This is a genomic window from Flagellimonas meishanensis, from assembly GCF_019880545.1.
Classification (GTDB): Bacteria; Bacteroidota; Bacteroidia; order Flavobacteriales; family Flavobacteriaceae; genus Flagellimonas; species Flagellimonas meishanensis.
Genome location: NZ_JAINVW010000003.1, coordinates 189583 through 211983 on the forward strand (window position 1 = coordinate 189583; position 22401 = coordinate 211983).

18 protein-coding genes are annotated in these 22401 nt (G+C 44.2%); 12 read left to right on the forward strand and 6 right to left on the reverse strand.

The features are described 5' to 3' along the window. The first annotated feature begins 8 nt into the window (after nucleotides 1-8). From K7G75_RS08825 to K7G75_RS08870, 10 genes are all read left to right on the forward strand, one after another. Nucleotides 9-2003, forward strand: a complete 1995-nt coding sequence (locus tag K7G75_RS08825) for a M13 family metallopeptidase (protein ID WP_222983887.1) — start codon at nucleotides 9-11, stop codon at nucleotides 2001-2003. Between the two features lie 35 nt (nucleotides 2004-2038). Beyond that, nucleotides 2039-3565: a serine hydrolase gene (locus K7G75_RS08830; protein WP_222983888.1), complete on the forward strand. Its 1527-nt coding sequence runs from the start codon at nucleotides 2039-2041 to the stop codon at nucleotides 3563-3565. Between the two features lie 4 nt (nucleotides 3566-3569). After that, on the forward strand, nucleotides 3570-5030 hold the full coding sequence (locus K7G75_RS08835) for an amidohydrolase family protein (protein ID WP_222983889.1): 1461 nt from the start codon (nucleotides 3570-3572) through the stop codon (nucleotides 5028-5030). Between the two features lie 47 nt (nucleotides 5031-5077). Beyond that, on the forward strand, nucleotides 5078-6271 hold the full coding sequence (locus K7G75_RS08840) for an FG-GAP repeat domain-containing protein (RefSeq protein WP_222983890.1): 1194 nt from the start codon (nucleotides 5078-5080) through the stop codon (nucleotides 6269-6271). Nucleotides 6272-6378: 107 nt separating this feature from the next. Continuing rightward, the gene (locus K7G75_RS08845) at nucleotides 6379-7518 is read left to right on the forward strand and encodes a DJ-1/PfpI family protein (protein WP_222983891.1); all 1140 of its coding nucleotides are present in this window, start codon (nucleotides 6379-6381) and stop codon (nucleotides 7516-7518) included. A gap of 11 nt (nucleotides 7519-7529) precedes the next feature. Beyond that, a complete protein-coding gene (locus tag K7G75_RS08850) occupies nucleotides 7530-8846 on the forward strand; it encodes a sialidase family protein (protein WP_222983892.1) in 1317 nt (438 codons plus the stop codon). Between the two features lie 70 nt (nucleotides 8847-8916). Continuing rightward, nucleotides 8917-9897 (forward strand): S41 family peptidase, encoded by a 981-nt coding sequence (locus tag K7G75_RS08855; RefSeq protein ID WP_222983893.1) that lies wholly within the window; start codon nucleotides 8917-8919, stop codon nucleotides 9895-9897. An 11-nt stretch (nucleotides 9898-9908) separates the two neighbouring features. Beyond that, nucleotides 9909-10364 (forward strand): DoxX family protein, encoded by a 456-nt coding sequence (locus K7G75_RS08860; protein ID WP_222983894.1) that lies wholly within the window; start codon nucleotides 9909-9911, stop codon nucleotides 10362-10364. A 191-nt stretch (nucleotides 10365-10555) separates the two neighbouring features. Next, nucleotides 10556-11188: a carboxylesterase family protein gene (locus tag K7G75_RS08865; protein ID WP_262420303.1), complete on the forward strand. Its 633-nt coding sequence runs from the start codon at nucleotides 10556-10558 to the stop codon at nucleotides 11186-11188. A 4-nt stretch (nucleotides 11189-11192) separates the two neighbouring features. After that, nucleotides 11193-11906 (forward strand): M15 family metallopeptidase, encoded by a 714-nt coding sequence (locus K7G75_RS08870; protein WP_222983896.1) that lies wholly within the window; start codon nucleotides 11193-11195, stop codon nucleotides 11904-11906. On the opposite strand, the gene K7G75_RS08875 is transcribed toward K7G75_RS08870, so the two are convergent. From K7G75_RS08875 to K7G75_RS08885, 3 genes are all read right to left on the reverse strand, one after another. Next, on the reverse strand, nucleotides 11903-12964 hold the full coding sequence (locus K7G75_RS08875; RefSeq protein ID WP_313777825.1) for a THUMP-like domain-containing protein: 1062 nt from the start codon (nucleotides 12962-12964) through the stop codon (nucleotides 11903-11905). The genes K7G75_RS08870 and K7G75_RS08875 overlap by 4 nt on opposite strands. Before the next feature lie 124 nt (nucleotides 12965-13088). Then, nucleotides 13089-14189 (reverse strand): AI-2E family transporter, encoded by a 1101-nt coding sequence (locus K7G75_RS08880; protein WP_222983898.1) that lies wholly within the window; start codon nucleotides 14187-14189, stop codon nucleotides 13089-13091. A gap of 3 nt (nucleotides 14190-14192) precedes the next feature. Further along, nucleotides 14193-14843: a DUF4159 domain-containing protein gene (locus K7G75_RS08885; protein ID WP_222983899.1), complete on the reverse strand. Its 651-nt coding sequence runs from the start codon at nucleotides 14841-14843 to the stop codon at nucleotides 14193-14195. Between the two features lie 39 nt (nucleotides 14844-14882). Here K7G75_RS08885 and K7G75_RS08890 point away from each other — a divergent pair, with 39 nt between their 5' ends. After that, nucleotides 14883-15662: a DUF1223 domain-containing protein gene (locus K7G75_RS08890; protein WP_222983900.1), complete on the forward strand. Its 780-nt coding sequence runs from the start codon at nucleotides 14883-14885 to the stop codon at nucleotides 15660-15662. Here K7G75_RS08890 and K7G75_RS08895 read toward each other — a convergent pair. Genes K7G75_RS08895 through tsaD form a run of 3 tightly spaced genes read right to left on the reverse strand, consistent with a single transcriptional unit; the run spans nucleotide 15659 to nucleotide 17777 of the window. Continuing rightward, nucleotides 15659-16363 carry a 16S rRNA (uracil(1498)-N(3))-methyltransferase gene (locus K7G75_RS08895; RefSeq protein WP_222983901.1) on the reverse strand — a complete coding sequence of 235 codons (705 nt, stop codon included), beginning with the start codon at nucleotides 16361-16363 and terminating at the stop codon, nucleotides 15659-15661. The two genes, K7G75_RS08890 and K7G75_RS08895, sit on opposite strands and share 4 nt — an antisense overlap. A gap of 3 nt (nucleotides 16364-16366) precedes the next feature. Then, a complete protein-coding gene (locus tag K7G75_RS08900) occupies nucleotides 16367-16693 on the reverse strand; it encodes a TfoX/Sxy family protein (RefSeq protein WP_222983902.1) in 327 nt (108 codons plus the stop codon). A 52-nt stretch (nucleotides 16694-16745) separates the two neighbouring features. Next, nucleotides 16746-17777: a tRNA (adenosine(37)-N6)-threonylcarbamoyltransferase complex transferase subunit TsaD gene (gene tsaD / locus K7G75_RS08905; protein WP_222983903.1), complete on the reverse strand. Its 1032-nt coding sequence runs from the start codon at nucleotides 17775-17777 to the stop codon at nucleotides 16746-16748. Nucleotides 17778-17860: 83 nt separating this feature from the next. Here tsaD and K7G75_RS08910 point away from each other — a divergent pair, with 83 nt between their 5' ends. Then, entirely contained in the window at nucleotides 17861-22300 is a 4440-nt protein-coding gene (locus K7G75_RS08910) for a translocation/assembly module TamB domain-containing protein (RefSeq protein WP_222983904.1), read from the forward strand. Nucleotides 22301-22401: the final 101 nt, after the last annotated feature.

Below are 22401 nucleotides of genomic sequence, written 5' to 3' on the forward strand. Positions count from 1 at the left end.
ATACAATTATGTTTAAAAAAAGCAGAACAGGCCTTGTGGCCCTATTTCTTGGTTTTTGCATGTTGAATGCACAGCAGGCGAAGGTTGCCCCTTCCGAAGATTTTTATACCTATGTGAACCAAGAGTGGATCAATGCCACACAAATCCCCGATGAGTATGGCTCATGGGGCAGTTTTCATGAAGTCTTTCAAAACAACCAAAATTACCTCAAGGAGATACTTTCCCAACTGCAAGCAGACAATTTGGACCCAGCCAAAGGCTCCGATAGGCAACTGGTGAAGGACTTTTATAATAGCGGAAAGGATACCATGGCGCTTGAGCAACTCGGCAAGAAACCACTTTTGCCCTATTTGGCGGAAATTGACAGTGTGAAGTCCATAGAGGATTATTTGACATTGCTCCCCAAGTTCTATGCAAAGGGAATACAGGCTCCCTTTGGAGTTTGGGCAAGTCCGGACGAAAAGAAAAGCACCGTATATGCGCTTTACATTGCCCAATCTGGACTGGGCATGGCCAACCGGGCCTACTATTTGGAGGACAATGACAACTATATAAACATTAGAAAAGAGTATGAGGCACATATTGCCAAAATGTTTCAGCTAGCTGGGCTCAATGCCGATAAGGAGAGCGAAAAGGCAAAGAAAATAGTTGAAATGGAAACCCTTATGGCCCGAGTACATAGAACACCTGTACAGGGGAGGGACAGTGAACGGAGTTATAACAAAAAGACCTTCGCGGAACTTGAAAACATGACGTTCAATATCAATTGGCCATCCTATTTCAAGGCTTTGGGCATTGAAAATGACGTGGAATATGTGATTGTCCAGGAACCAGAGTTCGTTGCCGTGATAGACCGGATGCTGGGCGACTACACCTTGGAAGATTGGAAGAATTATAGCCGATGGAAGCTATTGCAAAGCACTGGATACTATCTTTCCAAGGATTTCAGGGACCAGCAGTTCCATTTTTACCAAACCGTTTTTTATGGTACACCAAAACAACAACCCCGATGGAAAACGGTTCTGGGGGCGGTAAATGGCAACATTGGCCAGCCATTGGGCAAGCTTTATGTTGAAAAACATTTCCCAAAAAGGAACAAGGAGAAAATGTTGGACCTGGTGGCAGACCTTAAGGAAGCCCTCTCCACACGAATAGATGGTTACGATTGGATGTCCGAACCGACAAAAAAAGCCGCAAAGTTCAAACTGGAAAAAATGGGGATCAAAATGGGTTATCCCGACCAGTGGCTCGATTATTCCAATCTGGAGATAAGACCAAACGATTACTTTGGAAATATCATTCGCTCCGATGCGTTCAATTTTCATAGGGAAATTAACAGAATTGGAGGCCCAATAGACCCCAATTATTGGGGGATGACACCACCGACTGTAAATGCTTACTATTCGCCTACACGTAACGAGATTGTATTCCCGGCAGGCATTTTGAATCCCCCTTTCTTTGATTATGAAGCCGATGATGCTACCAACTTTGGTTCGGCGGGAGTGGTCATTGGACATGAAATCTCACATGGTTTTGACGACAACGGAAGTCTCTACGATGCCGATGGAAACCTAAAATCGTGGTGGACCAAGGAAGATCGGGAGAAGTTTGAAGAGCGTGCCAAAAAAATCGAGGAACAGTTCGATACGTATAAGGTGTTGGATTCAATCCATTTAAATGGAAAATTGACCTTGGGGGAGAACATTGGCGACCTGGGAGGTATGGCCATTGCCTTTGAAGCCATGAAATTGAACCAAAAGCGGAAGGGTCCAAAAATTATAAATGGGCTTACCGATGAACAGCGTTTTTTTATTGCCTACGCCAAAATGTGGCGTATTAAATTCAGGGACAACGTATTGGCCAATCAAGTGAAGACGGACCCACATTCCCCAGGAGAGTTCCGCACCAATGGCACACTATCCAATTTTGAAGAATTTTTTAAGGCCTTTGATATTAAGAAAGGATCAAAAATGAGAAGGGAAGAGATCGTCGAAATTTGGTAACCCACAAAAACCTCCGTCAAACCAAAACCAACTTCATGAAAAAACAGAGAAGAATAATTACTTTTTTTTGGATGCTCCTGGCATTATGGTCATTTCAGACAACCGTTGCACAAGATTTGTACCAAGAACTGGAATCTGAACTTCAAAAAGAACTGGACTCCATCGTACTGGACAATGGATTACCTGGAATCACTTTTTCCCTGTTGTTTGACCAGGACCATCAAATCAATTTGGCAGCCGGACTACAGGATAGGGAGCAGGGACCATCAATGCAAGCAGACAGTAAAATGCTGTCTGGTAGTGTGGGAAAAATTTTCTTCAGCACCTTGGCATTGAAGATGGTGCAGGATGGAAAACTGGATCAAGAAGATCGCATATCCAAGTTTTTGGGTGATAGGAATTGGTTCACGACCTTTCCTAATCACTCAGAAATCAAGATCATCAACCTCTTGAACCATACATCGGGATTGCCCAGACATTTGTTTCAACCTGAATTTTTACAGGAATTTGTGAAGGACCCGCTCAAGAAAAGGGATCCAGAGACATGCATACAATCCATAGCCAATAAACCCGCAGTGCACCCTGTAGGGGAGGGGTGGGCCTATTCGGATACGAACTATATCCTGCTCGGGCTGATCATTGAACAGTTAACGGGTAAGGATATCTATACTTTGGTTGATACAGAGTTTATACAGCCCTTGGGCCTGGAGCACACTGTTCCTTCCATCGATCTTAAGATAGATGGTCTGGTGCAGGGGCATATCGGGCCACAAAACCCCTTTCAGCTTCCCGGAAAGGTAATGAACAGCAACGGAGAACTGCTTGTGCATCCCGCTTTTGAATGGACAGGTGGCGGTTTTGCCACCACTCCCTCGGATCTCACAAAAATGGTAAAGTTCATCCACGAAAGCGACTATTTAAACAAGAAGACGAAGGAAGCGCTTACCTTGGCTGTGAATATGGCCACTGGAATGCCCTTTGATCAAGGTTATGGGTTGGGGTCTTTTGTCTGGAGCAAAATGGAGGATATCCGATATGGACATTCCGGCTTTTTTCCGGGATATGTTTCCCACGTAGAGTATTCCAAAAACCGCCAATATGCCATGGCCATTCAAGTGAACAACGATGGGGCATATCCCTATCTACAACAATTTCTATTCGATTTGGAGCAAGTTGTGGAGCACTATTTGGACCGGATTGACGACTTCAAAATCAGAAATAATTTCAAGAAACAAGAAGAATGTTGGAACCGGGCCGATATTGAATGCTATATGCGGGCCTACGCCACATCGGAACCCATCCAAACGGCATCCCGAGGGGGGATTACCCACGGTTATGACAACATCATTGGCGATTATCGCAAGTATTTCCCAAAAGAACGAATGGGAAAATTGTACTTTGACAATATAAATACCCGAAAGCTGAGCGATGAACTTTATTTTGTGACCGGGAGGTTCAACCTGAAATTTCCGGACCGCGAAGATGAATCAAAAGGCTGGTTTTCCGTCAACATGAAACGAATTGATGGGGAATGGTACATGATAACCGATCATTCAAGTTAAAAACATGAAAGTCAGATTTTTTGATTATTTCCTAGTTGCAATGTTGTTATGTGGTTGCCAAGAAAATGAGCAACTGGTGGGTGATACTTTAATCACAAATGTCAACATTGTCGATGTTGAAAGTGGTAAAATTATTCCCGAACAGGATGTCTTGATAAGCGGGGAACGCATCAAAAGCATCCGGCCTTCTAAAAAGGCAAGGTACACAGCCCCAAATCAAATAAATGGGGCAGGGAAATACATGATACCAGGCCTTTGGGATATGCACGCGCACCCGGATGACCCGGAAGTATGGCGCATGGACCCCAAAACTGAGGAAAAGGACCGGCTACTTCCCCTCTTTGTGATCAATGGGGTAACAGGGATCAGGGATATGGGTGGAGACATCGATCTTGTGAAGCGTTGGAGGGAAAACTATGCCAGTGGTGAGTTGTTCGCCCCAAAAATTTTTGCCGGAGGGCCATTGTTGGATGGTCCCAATCCCATGTGGGATGGTTCGGTTGGTATTGAAGGTCCCGAACAGGTCAAAAATGTGGTTGATTCCCTGATCAATGCAGGTGTGGATTTTTTAAAGGTGTATTCCCTGCTTCCCAGGGAAACCTACTTGGAACTCAGCAAGTATGCAAATGAGATTGATTTTCCATTTGTGGGACACGTGCCCTTTACCGTTCCCCCATCCGAAGCGGCGGCCACGGGTATGAAAAGTCAGGAACACCTATTGGAAATTCTTAAGGAATGTGCTGCTGAACCCAATGAGGAATTCATGAATGCCTTAGGAAAAATGGAAAACCGTATCGACCGCTCCAACAAAATGAATGATTTTAGGCTCAATACCTTTGACAGAATCAAGGCAGATTCGCTTTATACCACATTCAAGAAGCATGGAATCTGGCACTGCCCAACCTTGAGCATGTGGCAAAAAAATGCATGGTATGAACAAGAATGGGAAAAAGACTTGGGGCATACCGAGCTATTGCCACCCTATTTAAGAGCCTATTGGACACCCGAACATAACGACCACCTTCAGAATAGGGACAATGAAGACTATATAAAAACGAAACAGCGGCTGTATGGGCTTTATCAGGAAATGGTCCGTGAAATGAACAAAAAGGGAGTGTTGCTATTGGCCGGCACCGATGTGGGCGCAAATCCCCTTTGCCATCCAGGGGTTGGGGTGCACAATGAACTGGAGGCTCTTGTGCAAGCCGGGCTTACCCCTTCGGAAGCCTTAAAAACGGCTACTTTGAATCCTGCCATATTTTTTAAGATCCAGAACGACTACGGTTCAGTCTCCGAGGGAAAAATTGCAGATTTGGTTTTGTTGAACGGGAATCCCCTGGAACAAATGGACAATACCCGAAAAATTGACATGGTAATACGGGAAGGCAACGTATTGGGTTCAGAAAGGATTGCGGAGATAAAAAATGGGATCAGAGCGGCAAACCTGGGAACATGGGAAGAGTAAAACGTTGAATCTTCAGTAGGATGCACCTGCCAAAAAAACATAAGAGCATGATAAAAAATATGATGTATTGGGGAATATTTCTTGTTTTTGGGACGCAAGTATTCTCCCAGCAACTATCTTTTTCCAATATGACCGATGCAAATTTGCCGGAAGTTTCAAAATCCCAAAGAAACTCCATGGATGCCAAGGTGGGCGATATTGATGGTGACGGTGACCTGGACCTGATTGTGGCGGTTGAGTTCGTCAAGAACATCATTCTAATAAACGACGGAAATGGAAAGTTCTCGGATGAAAGCTTCAGACTGCCCGACATACAGGCATTGGCGTCGACAAAACCTTACCCCTACTATCCCTATCACGATACCGAGGATATTGCCCTGGAGGATTTTGACAATGATGGGGATCTGGATTTGGTGTTCGTTACCGAAGATGACAAGGTAAACGAATTCTACTTGAACAAGGGTAATGGACATTTTGAGGATAGGACATCTGAATTTCCAGTTCAAGGGGTTTCCAATGGGGTTTTGGCAGGAGATTTTGATAAGGATGGGTGGATTGACCTGATTGTTGGTAACAATGGCCAAAACAATTATCTCAAAAATGACAACGGAAAATTTATGGACATAACTTCTGAAAGATTACCTCTTGTGGAAGACATTACCCAAGATCTGCAAGCCGTTGATTTTGATATGGATGGCGACTTGGATATCATCGTAGCCAATGAAAAGGCCAATAGATTTTTATTGAACGATGGCATGGGAAAATTCTCTCATGCGACCCCAATTTTCTTTGATGATGATGTTCTGGGAGAGGAAACTCGTGAGGCCACTTTTGCCGATATTGACGGTGATGGCGATTATGACCTCTATTTTGCCAACGTTTATATGTTTCAGCAGGTGGAACCCATACAGCGCTTGTTGGTGAATCAGGGTTTCGGGAAGAAATTTGTTGATGAAACGGAAAAACGCCTTGGGTTCACCAAGGAATATAGCATAATTGATGGCACATTTGCCGATTTGGATGCTGATGGGGACCAGGATCTGGTGCTGCTTACCCATCTTGGGCCTAAACTCTTCCAAAATGATGGTTCGGGGCATTTTAAGGACATTACTAAATCCGCCTTTGGAGAATTGCAAGGTGATGGAGTTGATACCGAGATTGCCGACTTCAACGGAGATGGCAAGCTCGATATTTTCATTGGCTGTTTTAGGGGGAGTGACATGCTGTTGATCCAAGATTGATGGGGCAAAGACCTGAACAATTGCTGTTAAGGATTGGTTAATGTCTAAATTATACAATTCGTGCCGGGTTTGTGGAGCTAAGTTCGTTTGAAACTAGCTGCAAAACCATGAGAAACTATTTTTTATTAGCGGTTGCCCTCGTTTTTTCCTTTTCTACAAATGCGCAGGACGCATTGGCAAACTTGACACCAAAGTATTCCGTGCAATATATATGTCCCCCTTGCGGATGTCCCCAAGATGGAAATCACTTCGATGCACCTGGTATTTGTTCAGATTGCAATATGGCCTACAACACACAATTGAAGGGCTTGGAAGATAAGCCTCGCATTCCATCGCCACGAAGAACGGCGGCCATAGTGCTTTTTAATGGTGCAGACATAATGGATGTAACCGGACCAATGTCCGTGTTCGAACATGCGGGATTCAATGTTGTTACCGTAGCAAAGGATGGGGAACCAAAGCGCATAGGTATGCACATGCAGCTTGTTCCGGACCATACTTTTCAATCCCTTCCAGATGTTGATGTCATTATGGTCCCAGGGGGAGGGCCCGCAGAAAGCAATCAGGATATGGATATCGTAAATTGGTTGAGAGAACGGGATTCCCGAACGGATACCATGTTCTCGGTGTGCAGTGGAGCCTTTTTTTTGGGATTGGCCGGTATTCTGGACAATAACGAAGCCACTACGTTCGCATCCCTAATACCAAATCTACGAACCCAGTTTCCAAAAGCCAAGGTTTTGGACAATGTGAAATATGCGAATAATGGGCATGTAGTGACGTCTTCGGGCTTGTCCTCCGGTATCGATGCGTCCTTTGAAGTTGTGGCCAAATACTATGGAGTGGGTATCGCCCAGGATATAGCCAACCGAATGGAATATCCCTGGAAACGAAAAAACGACTATGCAAGGTCCCAGCTAGCGGATAATTTTATTGCTACCACAGGCAACTTGGTCAGACAGTTTGCAACCAAATACCACCACTCCGAAGGAAATATGAATGCCTGGGAATACAGGTATATCCTCTGGAAGGGCACTGATATTGATAAATTCATGGATTTAATGGCCGAGGAACTTCAAAAGCTGCCAAATTTTGAGTTGAACGCAAAACGGGAAAAAGAATTGAGCGGAACCTACACCCATCCAGTGGTGGGAAAAGGAGAAGTGTTCCTTGAACTTGTAGAAAAAGAAGGCGCTCATGAAGTCTCCTTGAGTGCAAAAAGACTGGATAATTATTCCATTCAATAAAACCAAAGACTATGGATTTTTTAATCAACAGGGTCAAGATTTTTTCCATTGTTTTGATGGGCCTTGGTTGTATGGGAAAGGCGCAGAACAGCCCGGAATTTGCCAATGTTGATGATTCCGAGGATGTTAGGTGCGGTGAAAACATTGCAGTGCCATCACAATTTACCGGTTTCCCCATTGTGGAACCGACAATAGCCGCCAACCCTGGTAATAACAAACAACTTTTGGCCGCCGCAATGGTGGTCACTGATTCGCAAAGACCATACGAAAGCTGCAGACTTTCAAGTTTTTTTAGTGATGATGGAGGCAAAACATGGGAAGAGACCGCACATGATTATTGGGGTTACGACCCCTGGGTGTCCCTATTGCCCAACGGCAACACTGCCATGAGTTGGCTGGGAACACCTCTGAGTTTTAAACATCAATTCCCACTGCAGATTTTTAGGTCGGAGGATGCTGGCGGAAGTTGGTCGGGCACCATTCAGGTTTTCAACGGTTTTGGACATGGACATGATGGAACCAAACTTGTTGGTTTGAATGACTCCTTTTATTTGACCACAGTACGTTTCAATGCGGATATGGGTGCCGATGTGGTTTTGTATGAATCAAAAAAAGGGGATGCTTTTAGAGAGGTTGCTGTCATCGATGGCAAGGGCAAACGATTGAATTTCTGCGAACCGTCCATACTTACCGATGGTTCAGTGGTAATCCCCACCATGCATGGGAGTGGAAAAATATGGGTAAACATTTATAATCCGGAAACTGGTCAAATGTCGGAAACACATATCATTTCAGAAAACCCAAAGTTGGGCAGGGGATATGCCAGAATGGCTTCGGACACCTGGACAAACTCCAAATTCAAGGATAGAATATATTTTGTAAGAGCCGTAGCTGATGGAACCAGCTCCCAGGGCGTATGGTTAAATTTTTCCAAGGACAAAGGAAAAACGTGGACCAACGAAAAAAGGGTGGACCTTTTCAAAAATGATTTGCCCAGCAAGGCCAATGTACCGAGTGTGGCTGTTAACAAAAATGGCGTAGTGGGTATTTCCTGGGTTGATGGACAGCATTCCGAGGACCAGAAATCGTACGATGTTTATTTTGCCATTTCCAAAGATGGAGGTGAAAGTTTTCAACGTCCAATCCGTGTCACGGAGGTGAGTTCCAATCCCAGAACCGAACAAAATGCCGATGTAGCCAACAAATTTATTGGAGGAGGGCACTATTTGGGAATTACAGCCCGGGAGGACGGAAGTTTTCAACTGATCTGGAGCGATAGTAGAACATGGATTTTCAAGTTGCAAACTTGTCAGATAACCATCAACTGAGCAGCAATCGTTTGTATTCCTCCCTTAAAAAACCTTGGAAAGTCCATCATCAATTTAAGACGACATAAAAATGAAAGCAAAAAGTAAAAAACTATTGGTTGTTTGTTTGATTGTGATTGTTGCCCATTCACCACATGTGGATGGGCAATCCACTATGCTTCCCAAGGCCTACGTAGATTCTTTGGTAGCTAAAACCAGCGCGCTTTTTGTCGAAAACTATGTGTTTCCGGACAAAGGGAAGGAGGTGGAGCAATATCTTTCACAAAGGCATCAAAATGGACTATACAGCGGGTTTGCAACCACGGACAGTCTTACAGCCCAATTAAAAAAGGACATTTTGCATGTCACAAGGGATAAACATGTCAATTTCATTATTAAAAAGCCAAGTGAAAAATCAAACCAAGACGAGGACCCCATGGCAAGCTTTTTTAATAGCTTGAATAATTTTGGATTGAGTAAGGTTGAAGTTTTACCGGGCGATATCGGACTGTTGGAAATATCTTTTTTTTACCCAATCCGGATGAATCCTAAAGCGGCGGCAGCTGCGGCAGCTGCCATGGAACGATTTCAGGACTGCAAGTCCATCATTTTTGATGTAAGAAATTGTAAGGGAGGAGATCCAGAAATGTTGAACTACCTGATTACCTATTTGTATCCAGAAGACCGTAAGGTACACCTGAATACGTTTTATTTTCGTCCCCTGGATCAATACGAAAAGACTTATACCTTGGATAAGGTGCCGGGTAAACGAATGGCGGACATTCCCGTTTACGTTTTAACCAGCAGTAGCACATTCAGTTGCGGGGAAGAGTTTGCTTACGACATAAAGCATCTCAAACGGGGAATTTTGGTAGGGGAGGTCACTGGAGGTGCTGCGCACCCAGTCCAACCCATGCGGGTGAATGAAGAAATACAGGCACTAATCCCCGTAGGTAGGGCAATCAACCCCATCACAGGCACAAATTGGGAGGGGATTGGCGTAAAGCCCCATTTAGAGACCAGCGGGGACCGGGCACTTGAGAAAACTTTGGAGTTAATAAACGCCAAATAAAACCTAAGGATATGTTCAAAATATTGCTTAAAACCAATGCCAATGACGTGACCGCGTTAATTTTGAGAGTGGTTCTTGGACTGATCATTTTTGCCCATGGGGCCCAAAAGCTTTTTGGAATATGGGGCGGCCATGGCCCAAGATGGACGGTGGAGGCATGGGGACAATGGTGGGGAATACCTGCTTTGCTCACCTATTTGGTAATCTTAATTGAATCCGCAGGGGCAATTTTGTTGGTTTTCGGATTTTTGACTCGGATTTGGACAATCTTAATGGGCGGTGTCATGCTAGTAGCGGTTTATCTGGTCCATTTCAGATGGGGATTCTACATGAACTGGTACATGCAACCGCAAACTGGGGAAGGTTTTGAGTATCACCTGTTGGTTCTAGCCATCCTGATTGTCTTATTCATCAAAGGCGCAGGAAAGTGGTCTTTGGATGGGCTTTTATTCCAAAAATTTGGGTAAATAATGGTTGTGAAGCTCTCTTTATAACATTGGAACTAGGAACCATTTGGGGGCTATACAATTGAATCAAGACCCATTCTTTTGTAACTTGCGCCATGCAGTGGTCACAAGTCTTGCTTAGAATTTATCTCCTCGGAGCTCTGTTCCTATTACAGTGCTGTTCTGCGCAGAGCCAACTGGTAAGCGACGAAATGCAAACAACATTGCATGAAAACCTCAAGTACTACTTGTATTTTCCAAAGGAATATGCTGCCCAACCAGAGTCCGAATTTGGCCTGCTACTTTTTTTGCATGGAGGAGGGGAGTCTGGTGGTGATCTGGAGGACATCAAAAAAAATGGACCCCCCAAGCTTTTGGTGGAGGGCAAACAGTTTCCCTTCCTGGTTTTGGCGCCCCAAAATCCACACGCCAGAAAATGGTGGAATACCGAGGCTGTTGTACAGTTGTTGGATTCTGTGATAGCATCAACCCGTGTGGATAGCAAGCGCATATATCTTTCCGGACTCAGTCGCGGGGGGAGCGCTGCCTGGGAAATGGCCACACAATATCCCAACAAATTTGCGGCCCTCTCCGTGGTATGTGGCATGGCTCCATTACCCTACGCCCATTGGATAGATAAAGATATGCCCATGTGGATTTTTCATGGGGACAAGGATGAGGTAATTGCTGTTGATGAATCGGATAAAATGGTCCGGAAACTTCGCAAAATGGGTTATGATGTGCGCTATACCCGCTATAAGGATGTTGGCCATAACTCTTGGGAACGAGCCTATACCACAGATTCACTTTATACATGGATGGCCAATCAAAAACGGATGGATTAGGGCGATGAGACAACTACTACACCTATGCATTGTATTTTTCATCTTTGGATGCCGAGGGAAAGAAGGCCCAGTCCAACAGACTGAAAAACAATCCATCTCCATTGTTGAAATTGATACTCCAAAAGTGGCGAATAAGAAGAAGGAACTGAAAAGTTTTGAAGGGTTGTCCGATACTGTTTTTGTACGATTGGCGGATTTTAGCTATGATTTTGCCTACGACATGCGCTATGCCACCGACAACAATTTTCTAAAGGCTAAGGTGTATGACTGTGCTGAGTGCTATACCCGGGTAAAAACCGCCAAAGCACTCATAGCGGCGAATGCCAATTTCATGCAAAAGGGTGTCAAGATCAAGTTTTTTGATTGCTACAGGCCCAATTCGGTGCAATATAAGATGTGGAAGATTGTGCCAAATCCACAGTATGTGGCCAGCCCTGTAAAGGGCTCCATTCACAACAAAGGTGGGGCGGTGGACATTACTTTGGTCGATTTGGAGGGAAACGAACTGGACATGGGAACGGACTTTGATTTTTTTGGTAAAAAGGCTTACCATGACAACCTGGAGTTGCCTGAGCAAGTCTTGAAGAACAGGAGGCTTTTGAAGGAAACAATGGAGGCACATGGATTCTGGTCTATTAGGACCGAATGGTGGCACTATAATCTTTCAGCGGCATCCAACGACCCGGTGGCCAACTTCAAATGGGAATGTCCAGACTAAACCTTTTTGCATTCCAAAACTGTTAAACCATCATTTAGGTCCGTGGTGAAAAACAGATAAGCATCACCCCCATCCTTGATTTTATGTTTTTTCCGGATTGCGGCCACGGATATCGGAAAGTTCCTTGTGGTAATGTTGGCCTTCGATTTCTCAAAAAGCTTCAAATCCTTTTTGGAATATGGAAAAACCTTTAAAACCTTGAATATCCTTCCAGGAAAATCCATCAACATTGAAGATGTGTAAAGATGCGAGTTTGGATGGAGTTTTTTCAGGCCGAACTTTTCACCCACCACTTTGAAGCCTCCTGATTTCATAATCGCTGCATTGGGCTCATACAAATACTTTTCGGGAGCTCCCAGATTTGATTCCACCATCATTTCTTCCTGCCAACTGAAAGCAAATTCCGCAAGCTTTCCAGATTTCAGGTTGTTCGTTTTCACGACCACTTCCCCGGTAAAATTTTGTTCCAAAACGAAAAGCAGTTCCTTCACTTCGTTCTTAAGGGCAACACAATGGATCTCTTTTACACATTGAAGCTCTTCCAAACCCTGTTTAATGTCCAAGAGGGGTGAGGTCTTCACCAAAACGTTTCTTGAATGTTTAAAAATAAGTGGAAGCTGTTCAGGGAGGTTGGGCAAACAATCCTTAAGCAAAAAAACTTTGGCCTTTGAGTCATCTCTTCGAGATGGATCCACATAGATCCAATCAAAAGAAAGTTGGCTTTTCTTTAGAAATGCAATGCCATCTTCTGCAACGCATCTTATATTTTGCCTTCCCAGCGTATTGAAATTATGTGCGGCAATCGCACTGAGATTTGCATCTATTTCGCAATGTGTGACCTGCCCCAATTTTTTTGAAAAGAAGAAGGAGTCCACACCAAAACCTCCGGTGAGGTCCAATAGTGATTTTCCATCAACGAGTTCAGCCTTGTAATGGGCCGTGATTTCCGAACTGCTCTGTTCAATGTTCAACCTATTGGGATAATAAATACCTGGTGTCTTGAACCACGTGGGCAACTTGTCCCTGCACTTCTCCCGGGCTTCCAGCTGCTCTACCAATTCTTTTTGGGAAACACCTTCAAAAAAAGGCTTTTTTAATAAAACTGACAGTATGTCAGCATTCTTATAATTTTTTATAAATTCTTGAACACCAGTATTTAATATCAATTTATTCAAACTGATGCTATAAGTTTTTAGTCAATTTTTTTACAATGGAATATTCCGCCAGAAACTCCTTTAAAACTACCTTGATCGCGGTATATCCGGGAACGGCCACCACCATGCCCACCACACCAAAAAGCAAACCTGCTATGATGATGATCAAAAATATTTCAAGGGGATGCGATTTAACGCTGGTGGAAAAAATGAAGGGTTGTGAAAAGAAATTGTCAATCAACTGGCCTATAACCAAACCTATCAAAACATACAGGGCCTTGGGTAAAATTACGGCACTGAAATCCGCACCCAAAAAGCTGGTCATGGTAAGGGTAAGCATAATTGCCCCACCAATCAGCGGGCCTATATAGGGAATGATGTTGAACAAAGCACACAAGAAGGCGATGACAATCGCATTTTCAACACCAACAATCAAAAGCGCAATGGTATAGATGACAAACAGGATGAACAATTGCAACAAGATCCCGGCAAAGTACCTGGAGAGGAGCCCATTTATCTTATCGATGGATTTTACCACTCCGCTTTCCCTAGTATCTGGAATGAATACCAGCATGCCTTTTTGGAACAGATTGCTGTCCTTTAAAAAGAAAAAGGAAATGAAAAGGACAGAGAAAAAGCCTATGCTGAAATTGCTAAGCATATTGACAAACGAATTCAGGAAGTTGGGAATGAATCCCAGGTCCAATCCTTGGAGCATATTTTCTTCCAATTTGGAATCCTTTAGCAGCTCGGTCACATTGCCCGAAGTGGCACCGAAGTAGTCCAGAATTTCAACATAAAGGGTATTGATATCCGACTTTAGACTTTCGATGTCCAACAAGGATAGATTTTTGCTTTGCTCCGCAATCAAGGGTACAAACAAGGCCAAAATACCGACGAATATGCCCAGCATAAAAATCATTGTGGCAACCACAGCCAGGGTATTTGGAAATTTCAGCTTTCTCCTAAGAAATAGGACTATCGGTCTTCCCAATAAGGCAATAACGGCTGCGATGATCAAATAGGCCACTACGGACCTCACAGCATAAAGGAAGTAAGCCAACAAGGCCACGCCCAAAATGACGGCAACGGCCCTAAGAATGCCATTAGCAATGATTCTTGAGTTCATTATTCAGTTTTTAAATGCGTATTCTAAAATATTGGCGCCCATTTGCAAAGCTTTGAGCCTAATGTCCTCGGGGTCGTTGTGTACTGTGGGGTCCTCCCAACCATCTCCCAGATCACTTTCGTAGGTGAAGAGCAGCAATAGTCTACCTTCATCAAAGATACCGAACGCCTGAGGTCTTTTGCCATCGTGTTCATGAATCTTGGGCAATCCTGTGGGGAAGGTATATTTTTGACTGAAGATGGGATGGTCCGCACCCAGTTCTTCCAATGCCCTATCGGGGAAAACCTTTATCAGTTCTTTTCTGACATAAGGCTCCATACCATAATTGTCATCAATATGAATAAATCCACCCGAAAGCAGGTAGATCCGTAGGTTCTGTGCCTCTTCCTCTGAAAAAAAGACATTGCCATGGCCGGTCATGTGGATATATGGGTATTTGAAAATGGTAGTGCTCCCGGCTTCAACAGTTTCAGGTTTTGGTTCTATTCGGGTTCCGATGTTCGCATTGCAAAATTGGATCAAGTTGGGCAAGGCCGTAGGGTTGGAATACCAATCACCACCACCCCCATATTTTAGGACCGCGATTTCCTGCCCTCGGGTTCCATGAAAGGTTAAAAAAGTTAAAAAAAACAGAATGCAGGTAAGTTGTTTCATGAATCAACGAATAACCATTTAACCAAAAATACAGCATTCATGTTTAAAAAAATCATAATTCTCTCACTGGTATTTTTTGGATTATCGGTAATGGTAATGGCCAAGATTCATATAACAAGTGAAAGTAATGAAGTACTCGTTGAAAATAAGGAATTGGCTTATCCACCGGTGGTGGTCCTAGAACTTTTCACCTCCCAAGGTTGCTCCAGCTGCCCGCCTGCGGATGCACTCTTACAAAAAGTGAGTAAAGAACATCCTGAGCAGGTGTTTGCACTATCCTATCACGTGGATTATTGGAACTACATTGGTTGGAGAGACCCTTTTTCAAAGGCTGCCTATACCAAAAAGCAAAGTGAGTACAATAGAAAGTTTGGTTATAGTGGTAATTATACTCCAGAGCTTGTCGTTAATGGAAGGGAACATTTTGTGGGATCTAACCGTGTGAAACTCTATTCGAGCATTGAAGACCATCGGCTCAAGACTTCTGAAAACAGTGTGATGATTTCCCGGGTTCATGTTGAGGGTGGAAAGGTGTCTTTCCATTATGCCATAAACGGGCCATTTTCAGGAAAACAGCTTCGAACAGTTCTGGTACTGGATGAAAAAACCACTCAGGTCACCCGCGGAGAAAACCGTAATCGAGAACTGCGCAACACCCATATAGTAGTTGCCGAGGATTATGTTCCCTTATTCGCTTCTGAAGGGACTTCCTCCATTCCCATTCCTGAAATGGCCAAGCGGGATAAAATTACCTTGATGATACTTGTGGAGCACGAGAACCTTGAAATTGTGGGAGCAGCAAAGGTATCCGTCCCTTAGCTGTTGATTAGGACAATGGTTGTGCAGGCAACCACGGCAGCAGTCTCTGTGCGCAACCGATTTTTACCCAATGAAATGGGAACGTAGCCCCGTTCACGTGCCAAATCTATTTCGTACTTGGAAAAATCACCTTCCGGACCTATCAGGATGGTGATGTCCTTGTCCGCCGGAGCCCTTCTTCTCAATTCCATTTTTTCGCCATCAGCACAATGGGCAATGAACTTAAACCCAGAATTCTCCTTATTGACAAACTCTTCAAGGGTTACCATAGGGTTGAGTTTGGGAAGAATGGTTTGAAGGGATTGTTTCATAGCGGATTGCAGCACCCGGTCCATTCTTTCCTTTTTTACTGTTTTGCGTTCGGAATGCTCGCAAAGTACGGGGGTGATCTCATCGACTCCTATTTCAGTGGCTTTTTCCAGGAACCATTCAAATCGGTCGTTCATTTTGGTTGGAGCCACCGCTAGGTGCAGGCTATATCTTTTTGGGACAGATTTTTTGGAAGATACAATTTCTGCCTTACATTTCTGTTGGTCTGCCACTACGATTTCCGCTTTAAAAAGATATCCCTTACCGTTGGTTATGTGGACAATATCCTTTTCCTTTTTCCGAAGCACCCGCACAATGTGTTTGCTTTCCTCTGGCCCAAAATGGAATTGCTTATAGCTGTTGTCCAAAGATGGATCATAGAATAATTGCATGGGCTAAAGTTTGCTTTTGGCGTGTTCCAATCCCAATTCCATCCATCGGGACAATTGTTCTTCGGTGCCAAAACCACCGGGAGAAACAAAGATAAATTCTTTCATGGGTTTCCCGGTAAAATCCATTGGCCTTACATGGTCCTCTTTCAAGACGGAATCCATTTTTGCGCTCAGGACACGGACAACAAGATCATCCTTCACCACTCCAATGGCCATCTTGCCTTTATACAAGAAGGCAATTCCTCCGAACATTTTCTTTTCCGACAATTCTTCGGAAAACAAAGTGCCAGCAACCCTAATTTGTCTGGTTGTTTCTTCGTTAAAGGGCATAAATTTTCTATTGTACAAGTAAGGTACTAAAAATATGTAAAGAAAACCGTGATCAACTGCCAATGGCAAAACGGGCCTTGGCCGCTACGCGCTGGTTGGAAAAGTGTCCTTTTAAATACTTTAGATATCCGGTGATTCCTATCATTGCGGCATTGTCGGTGCAATATTGAAACTTTGGGATATAGGTCTGCCACCCCAATTCCGCTTCCGCATTTCTTAAGCGTGCCCGGATTCCGGAATTGGCCGCAACCCCACCCCCAATGGCAATTTGACTGATACCGGTTTGTTCTGCCGCCAACTGGAGCTTTTCCATTAAAATGTCCAATATGGTTTCTTGTACGGAGGCACAGATATCATCGATGTTCTCCGAAATGAAATCAGGGTTTCTTTTGGTCTCCCTTTGCAGGAAATACAGAATGCCGGTCTTAAGACCGCTAAAGCTGAAATTGAGGCCATCCACTTTGGGTTTTGGAAAATCAAAGGCCTTTGGGTTCCCCTTTTGGGCGTGTTTGTCCACAAGCGGCCCTCCGGGATAGGGTAGTCCCATAAGCTTTGCGCTTTTGTCAAAAGCCTCACCTACCGCATCATCCAAGGTCTCTCCCATGATTTCCATATCAAAATAATCCTTAACCAATACAATTTGGGTGTGCCCCCCACTTATGGTCAGGGCCAAAAAGGGAAATTTGGGCTCGCCGGAATGTTCATCATCATCAATAAAGTGTGCCAAAATATGGGCTTCCATATGATTCACCGCAATTAAGGGTATATCCAACCCCAGTGCCAGGGACTTGGCAAACGAGGTCCCGACCAACAGGGAACCCATAAGGCCTGGTCCCTTGGTAAAAGCTATGGCCGATAGGTCTTTTTTGTCGATATTTGCCTTGGCCAAGGCCTGGTGTACTACGGGAACTATGTTTTGTTGATGGGCCCTTGAGGCCAACTCTGGAACTACGCCCCCATATTGCCTATGGATGTCTTGTGTTGCCACCACGTTGCTCAGGACCTTTTTGTTGCACAAAACGGCCGCGGAAGTGTCATCACAGGAAGATTCAATACCAAGAATATAAGTTTTTTTGGTTGTCACGGGTTTTGGAATAAAAATTGGAGGTCAAAGGTAAAACATAAAGCCCTATCAAAAAACTGCGTAAAATACTGTTTCGGTCTATCATGGTCATCTTGTTGATCATGGTATTGGGCTCTTTGATCCTGTCATTGCCGATAGTGCAGACACGACTGGCTAAATATGCAACGGATAGCATCAACGAAGAGTTTGGCACCAACATTTCCCTGGACCGGGTGAGCCTTTCCCTTTTCAATTTAAATGCAGGGCTTCGGGGCATCTATGTTGAAGATTACAAAAACGACACTTTGGTCTACATCAGGAAGTTGAACACCTCCGTTTTGAACTTGAAGAATATGGCCAATGGGAAAATGGAGTTTGGCGATGTGGAGATGGAGGGCCTCTTTTTCAATCTAAAGACTTATAAGGGCGAAAGCGATACCAATCTTGATGTGTTTGTGGACAAACTTGATGATGGACAGCCGCGCCAGCCAGGAACACCACCTTTTTTCCTGTCCGCCGATGGGATACAGGTGTTCCAAGGAAGGTTTTTGCTCACAGATGAGAATCTTGAAAAGCCGGAAGTGCTCAACTTCTCAAATCTTGAGGTGCTCGCCAAGGATTTTCAGATCCTGGGCCCAGATGTGAGCCTTGCCATTGAAGATCTCTCCTTGGACGCTGCCCGTGGGGTTCGGTTACAGAAACTTTCCACCAATTTTTCCTATACCAAGGAGAAAATGCAATTTGATGCACTACAGCTCAATACCAGGGAATCGCAGATCAACGGTGACCTTCAATTCTCATATAACCGGGAAGATTTTGCGGAGTTCACGGACCGCGTTCAAATTAACGGAGAGTTTACAGAGTCAATCGTGGCCCTAAACGACATCAACACTTTTTACAATGAGTTTGGCAAGGACATAAAAGTGACATTTTCCAGCAAGGTCAGTGGGGTACTCAACAACTTGGTGACAGAGGACCTTCTAGTCCAAACCGAGAACACCGGTATTTATGGCGATTTTGAGTTCGACAATATGTTCAGTGCCGAGGCTCCCTTCATTATGCGGGCCGATATTGACAACCTTACTTCCAGCTACTATCAGCTACGGGCATTGCTGCCGAATATCCTGGGAAGAAACATTCCATCATCATTCCAAAAAATGGGACAGTTTACCATCCGTGGTGATGCCGAGGTCACCGAGACCTCCTTGGACGTCCAGATAAACCTGAACACGGCCATTGGAAAAAGTTACACCGACCTGCAAATGACCAATATCCAGTCCATAGATAATGCATCGTACATTGGTTTTATATCCTTGGTCGATTTTGACTTGGGCAATTTTACGGACACAAAAAATTTGGGGCTCACTTCCCTGGATGTAAATGTGGAAGGCAAGGGCTTTATTTCCGAAAACCTGAACACTGAGGTCATTGGAGAGGTGCACAAGCTGGAATACAATGGGTATGAGTACAACAATTTGAGGGTATCTGGTATTTTGAAGGAACAGCTATTTGACGGTTCCTTGGTGAGCAGCGATGAGAACATCAATTTTGACTTTAAAGGGTTGGCCGATTTTGGGGAAGACCAGAACACATTCAATTTTATTGCCTCCGTGGCCTATGCCGACCTAAAAAAGCTCAATTTCATCAACGACAGCGTGTCCATTTTTAAAGGTGACCTGAACATGGATATTGAGGGAAACACCTTGGATGACATTATTGGGCAGATCCGTTTTTCCAACACCACCTATCAAAACAAAAATGACACCTACTATTTTGAGGATTTCTCCGTGACCTCCTCTTTTGAAACAGATTCAGTGAGGACAGTGGAGATCAATTCCCCGGATATTATCACAGGGTACGCCAAGGGAAGATTTAAGGTGGCCGAACTGGGTAGATTGGTCCAGAACTCTGTGGGAAGTATTTACACCAACTACAAACCCTACGAAATATCCAGTGGGCAGCGCTTGAATTTCAATTTTAGGATCTACAATAAAATTGTGGATGTTTTCTTTCCAGAAGTCACTTTTGACGCCAATACCTTTATACGGGGGAACATTATCGCAGACGAAGGGGATTTCAAACTGACCTTCAAATCACCAAGCATAAGTGCTTTTGGCAATGAGTTTGATAATGTGGAACTGAAGATAGATAACAAAAACCCGCTTTTCAACACCTTCGTTTCAGTCCAGGATATGTCAACGGTCTATTATAACGTAAAGGACTTCAGTTTGATCAACACCACCCTGAAGGACACGCTATTTTTTAGAACAGAATTTAAGGGGGGCAGTGGGTTTGATGACAGTTATAACCTAAACTTCTATCACACGTTCAATAAGGACAACAAATCGGTGATAGGGTTGAAAAAATCCGACATCAATTTCAAGGGAAATACCTGGGTATTGAACAAGGATGGAAACAATCGGAACAAGGTCATCATCAACAGGACTTTGGACAGTATCCAGATTGAAGATGTGGTAATGGACAATGAAAATAGGGAGCAGATAAGGCTAAGGGGCGAGCTTGCCGACTCCACATACAAGGATTTGGACCTGCAGTTCAAGATTGTGTCCCTCAACAAAATCACCCCGGTCATTGATAGTCTCAGATTGGATGGCTCCGTGGATGGATTTTTGAACATTTTGCAAAAAGAAGGAAAATATCTGCCCACATCAAGCTTGAATGTAAGTGACTTTACTGTCAACAATATGCGGTTGGGCGATTTGGAAGTAGGCATTTTTGGTAACAACGACCTTACCCAATTTGGAGTAAGCACCTGGTTGAACGATAATGGAAGGGAAAAAATGAGCATCAACGGCAAGGTGACCAACATAAACAATCAACAAGAACTGGATTTGGCCGCCAATTTTACCGATTTCAACCTAGAACCCTTCAGTCCACTGGGAGAGGATGTGATATCCAATATTCGCGGTCTCCTGAGTGGCAGTGTGAAGATTGAGGGAAGGGCCAACAATCCTTCCATCAATGGCAACCTGAGCCTGAACCAGGCGGGCATTGGCATTCCCTATCTAAATGTTGATTATGACTTTGCCCCCTATTCAAGGGTTCGCCTTTTTGACCAAACTTTTTACTTTGAAGAGGTTGGACTATCCGACGTGGCCGAAGGAACAAAAGCCACTCTGGATGGGACTATCAACCACGTTGCCTTTGGGGATTGGTCACTGGATTTGGATGTCAACACAGAGAACGGACGTTTTATGATATTGAACACGGAGTATAACGAAGAAGCACTGTACTATGGAAAAGGGTTCATCAATGGAACCGGAAGCATATATGGCTCAACGGATGCGCTGAACATTACCGTGGATGCGGCCACAGCAAGGGGCACTTCATTGAAGATTCCCCTTAGCGATGTGACCAGTGTCGGGGATTATTCCTTCATTAATTTCATAGAAAAAAGCGGTGTGGAATCCTTCAGCCAGGAACGCGTCCTAAAAGACTATCAAGGATTGGAGATGGCTTTTGATTTGGCCGTGACACCCGATGCAGAAGTGGAGATCGTGGTGGACCAGAACACAGGCAGTTCCTTAAAAGGAACAGGGGAGGGGATCCTGTTGATAGAGATCAACACCAACGGAAAGTTCAACATGTACGGTGAGTTTGTTGCTGTGACCGGGGAATACAACTTTAAATATGGCGGCGTAATTGATAAAACCTTTAAAGTAAGGCCCGGTGGTACCATTTTATGGGAAAGGGACCCCCTCGCCGCCCAGTTAAATCTGGAAGCCGTGTATTCCCTAAATGCAAATCCAGCGCCGCTTTTGGATAACCCAGGATTTACAGGAAGGATTCCTACGGAAGTCGTGGTGAGGCTGGACGGGGAGCTTGAGAGTCCTAACATCAATTTTGACATCGACTTTCCCGGGACCAATTCCGTGGTTCAATCCGAGTTGCAATATCGTTTACAGGACCCGACCGTAAAAGAGCGCAACGCATTTTTTCTTTTGGCCCAGGGGACTTTCGTGAATGAACAAACTGGAATCAACCAACAAGCTGTTACGGGAAATCTTATACAGACTGCTTCGGGTTTACTGAACCAGATATTGTCTGGAAACAACGATAAATTCAATTTTGGGGTTTCCTACGAGCAAGGGCTATTGGACCCCAATGCGGATATACGCACGGAAAATAGGATTGGGGTTACCGTATCCACCCAGATATCGGACAGAATTTTGGTCAACGGCAGGGTAGGGGTGCCCGTGGGGGGTGTCTCGGAGACCGTTGTGGCGGGCGATGTGGAAGTACAGGTACTGCTGAATGAGCAGGGTACCCTCAGCGCAAAAATATTCAACCGTGAAAACCAGATACAGCAATTTTTGTCAGAAAGACAGGGATATACACAGGGATTGGGGCTTTCCTACCAAGTGGATTTCAACAGTTTTAAGGAGTTGATGCAGAAAATTTTCAAGAAAAAGGAAAAACAAAGTCCACTGACACCTGAAAAAGCATCTACTGAGATCATGGGGAAGGATAGTTTGATCCGGTTCCGTTCCAAACCTAAAATCACCGGAAAATCTCAAAAATGAGATTGAATTTTTATCGATTCCACAGCAAAAAAACTACGAAAACGTTTGCGAAAATCCCTGAAAACAAATAAGTTAATAAGGCATTCCAATTTTGGATAAAG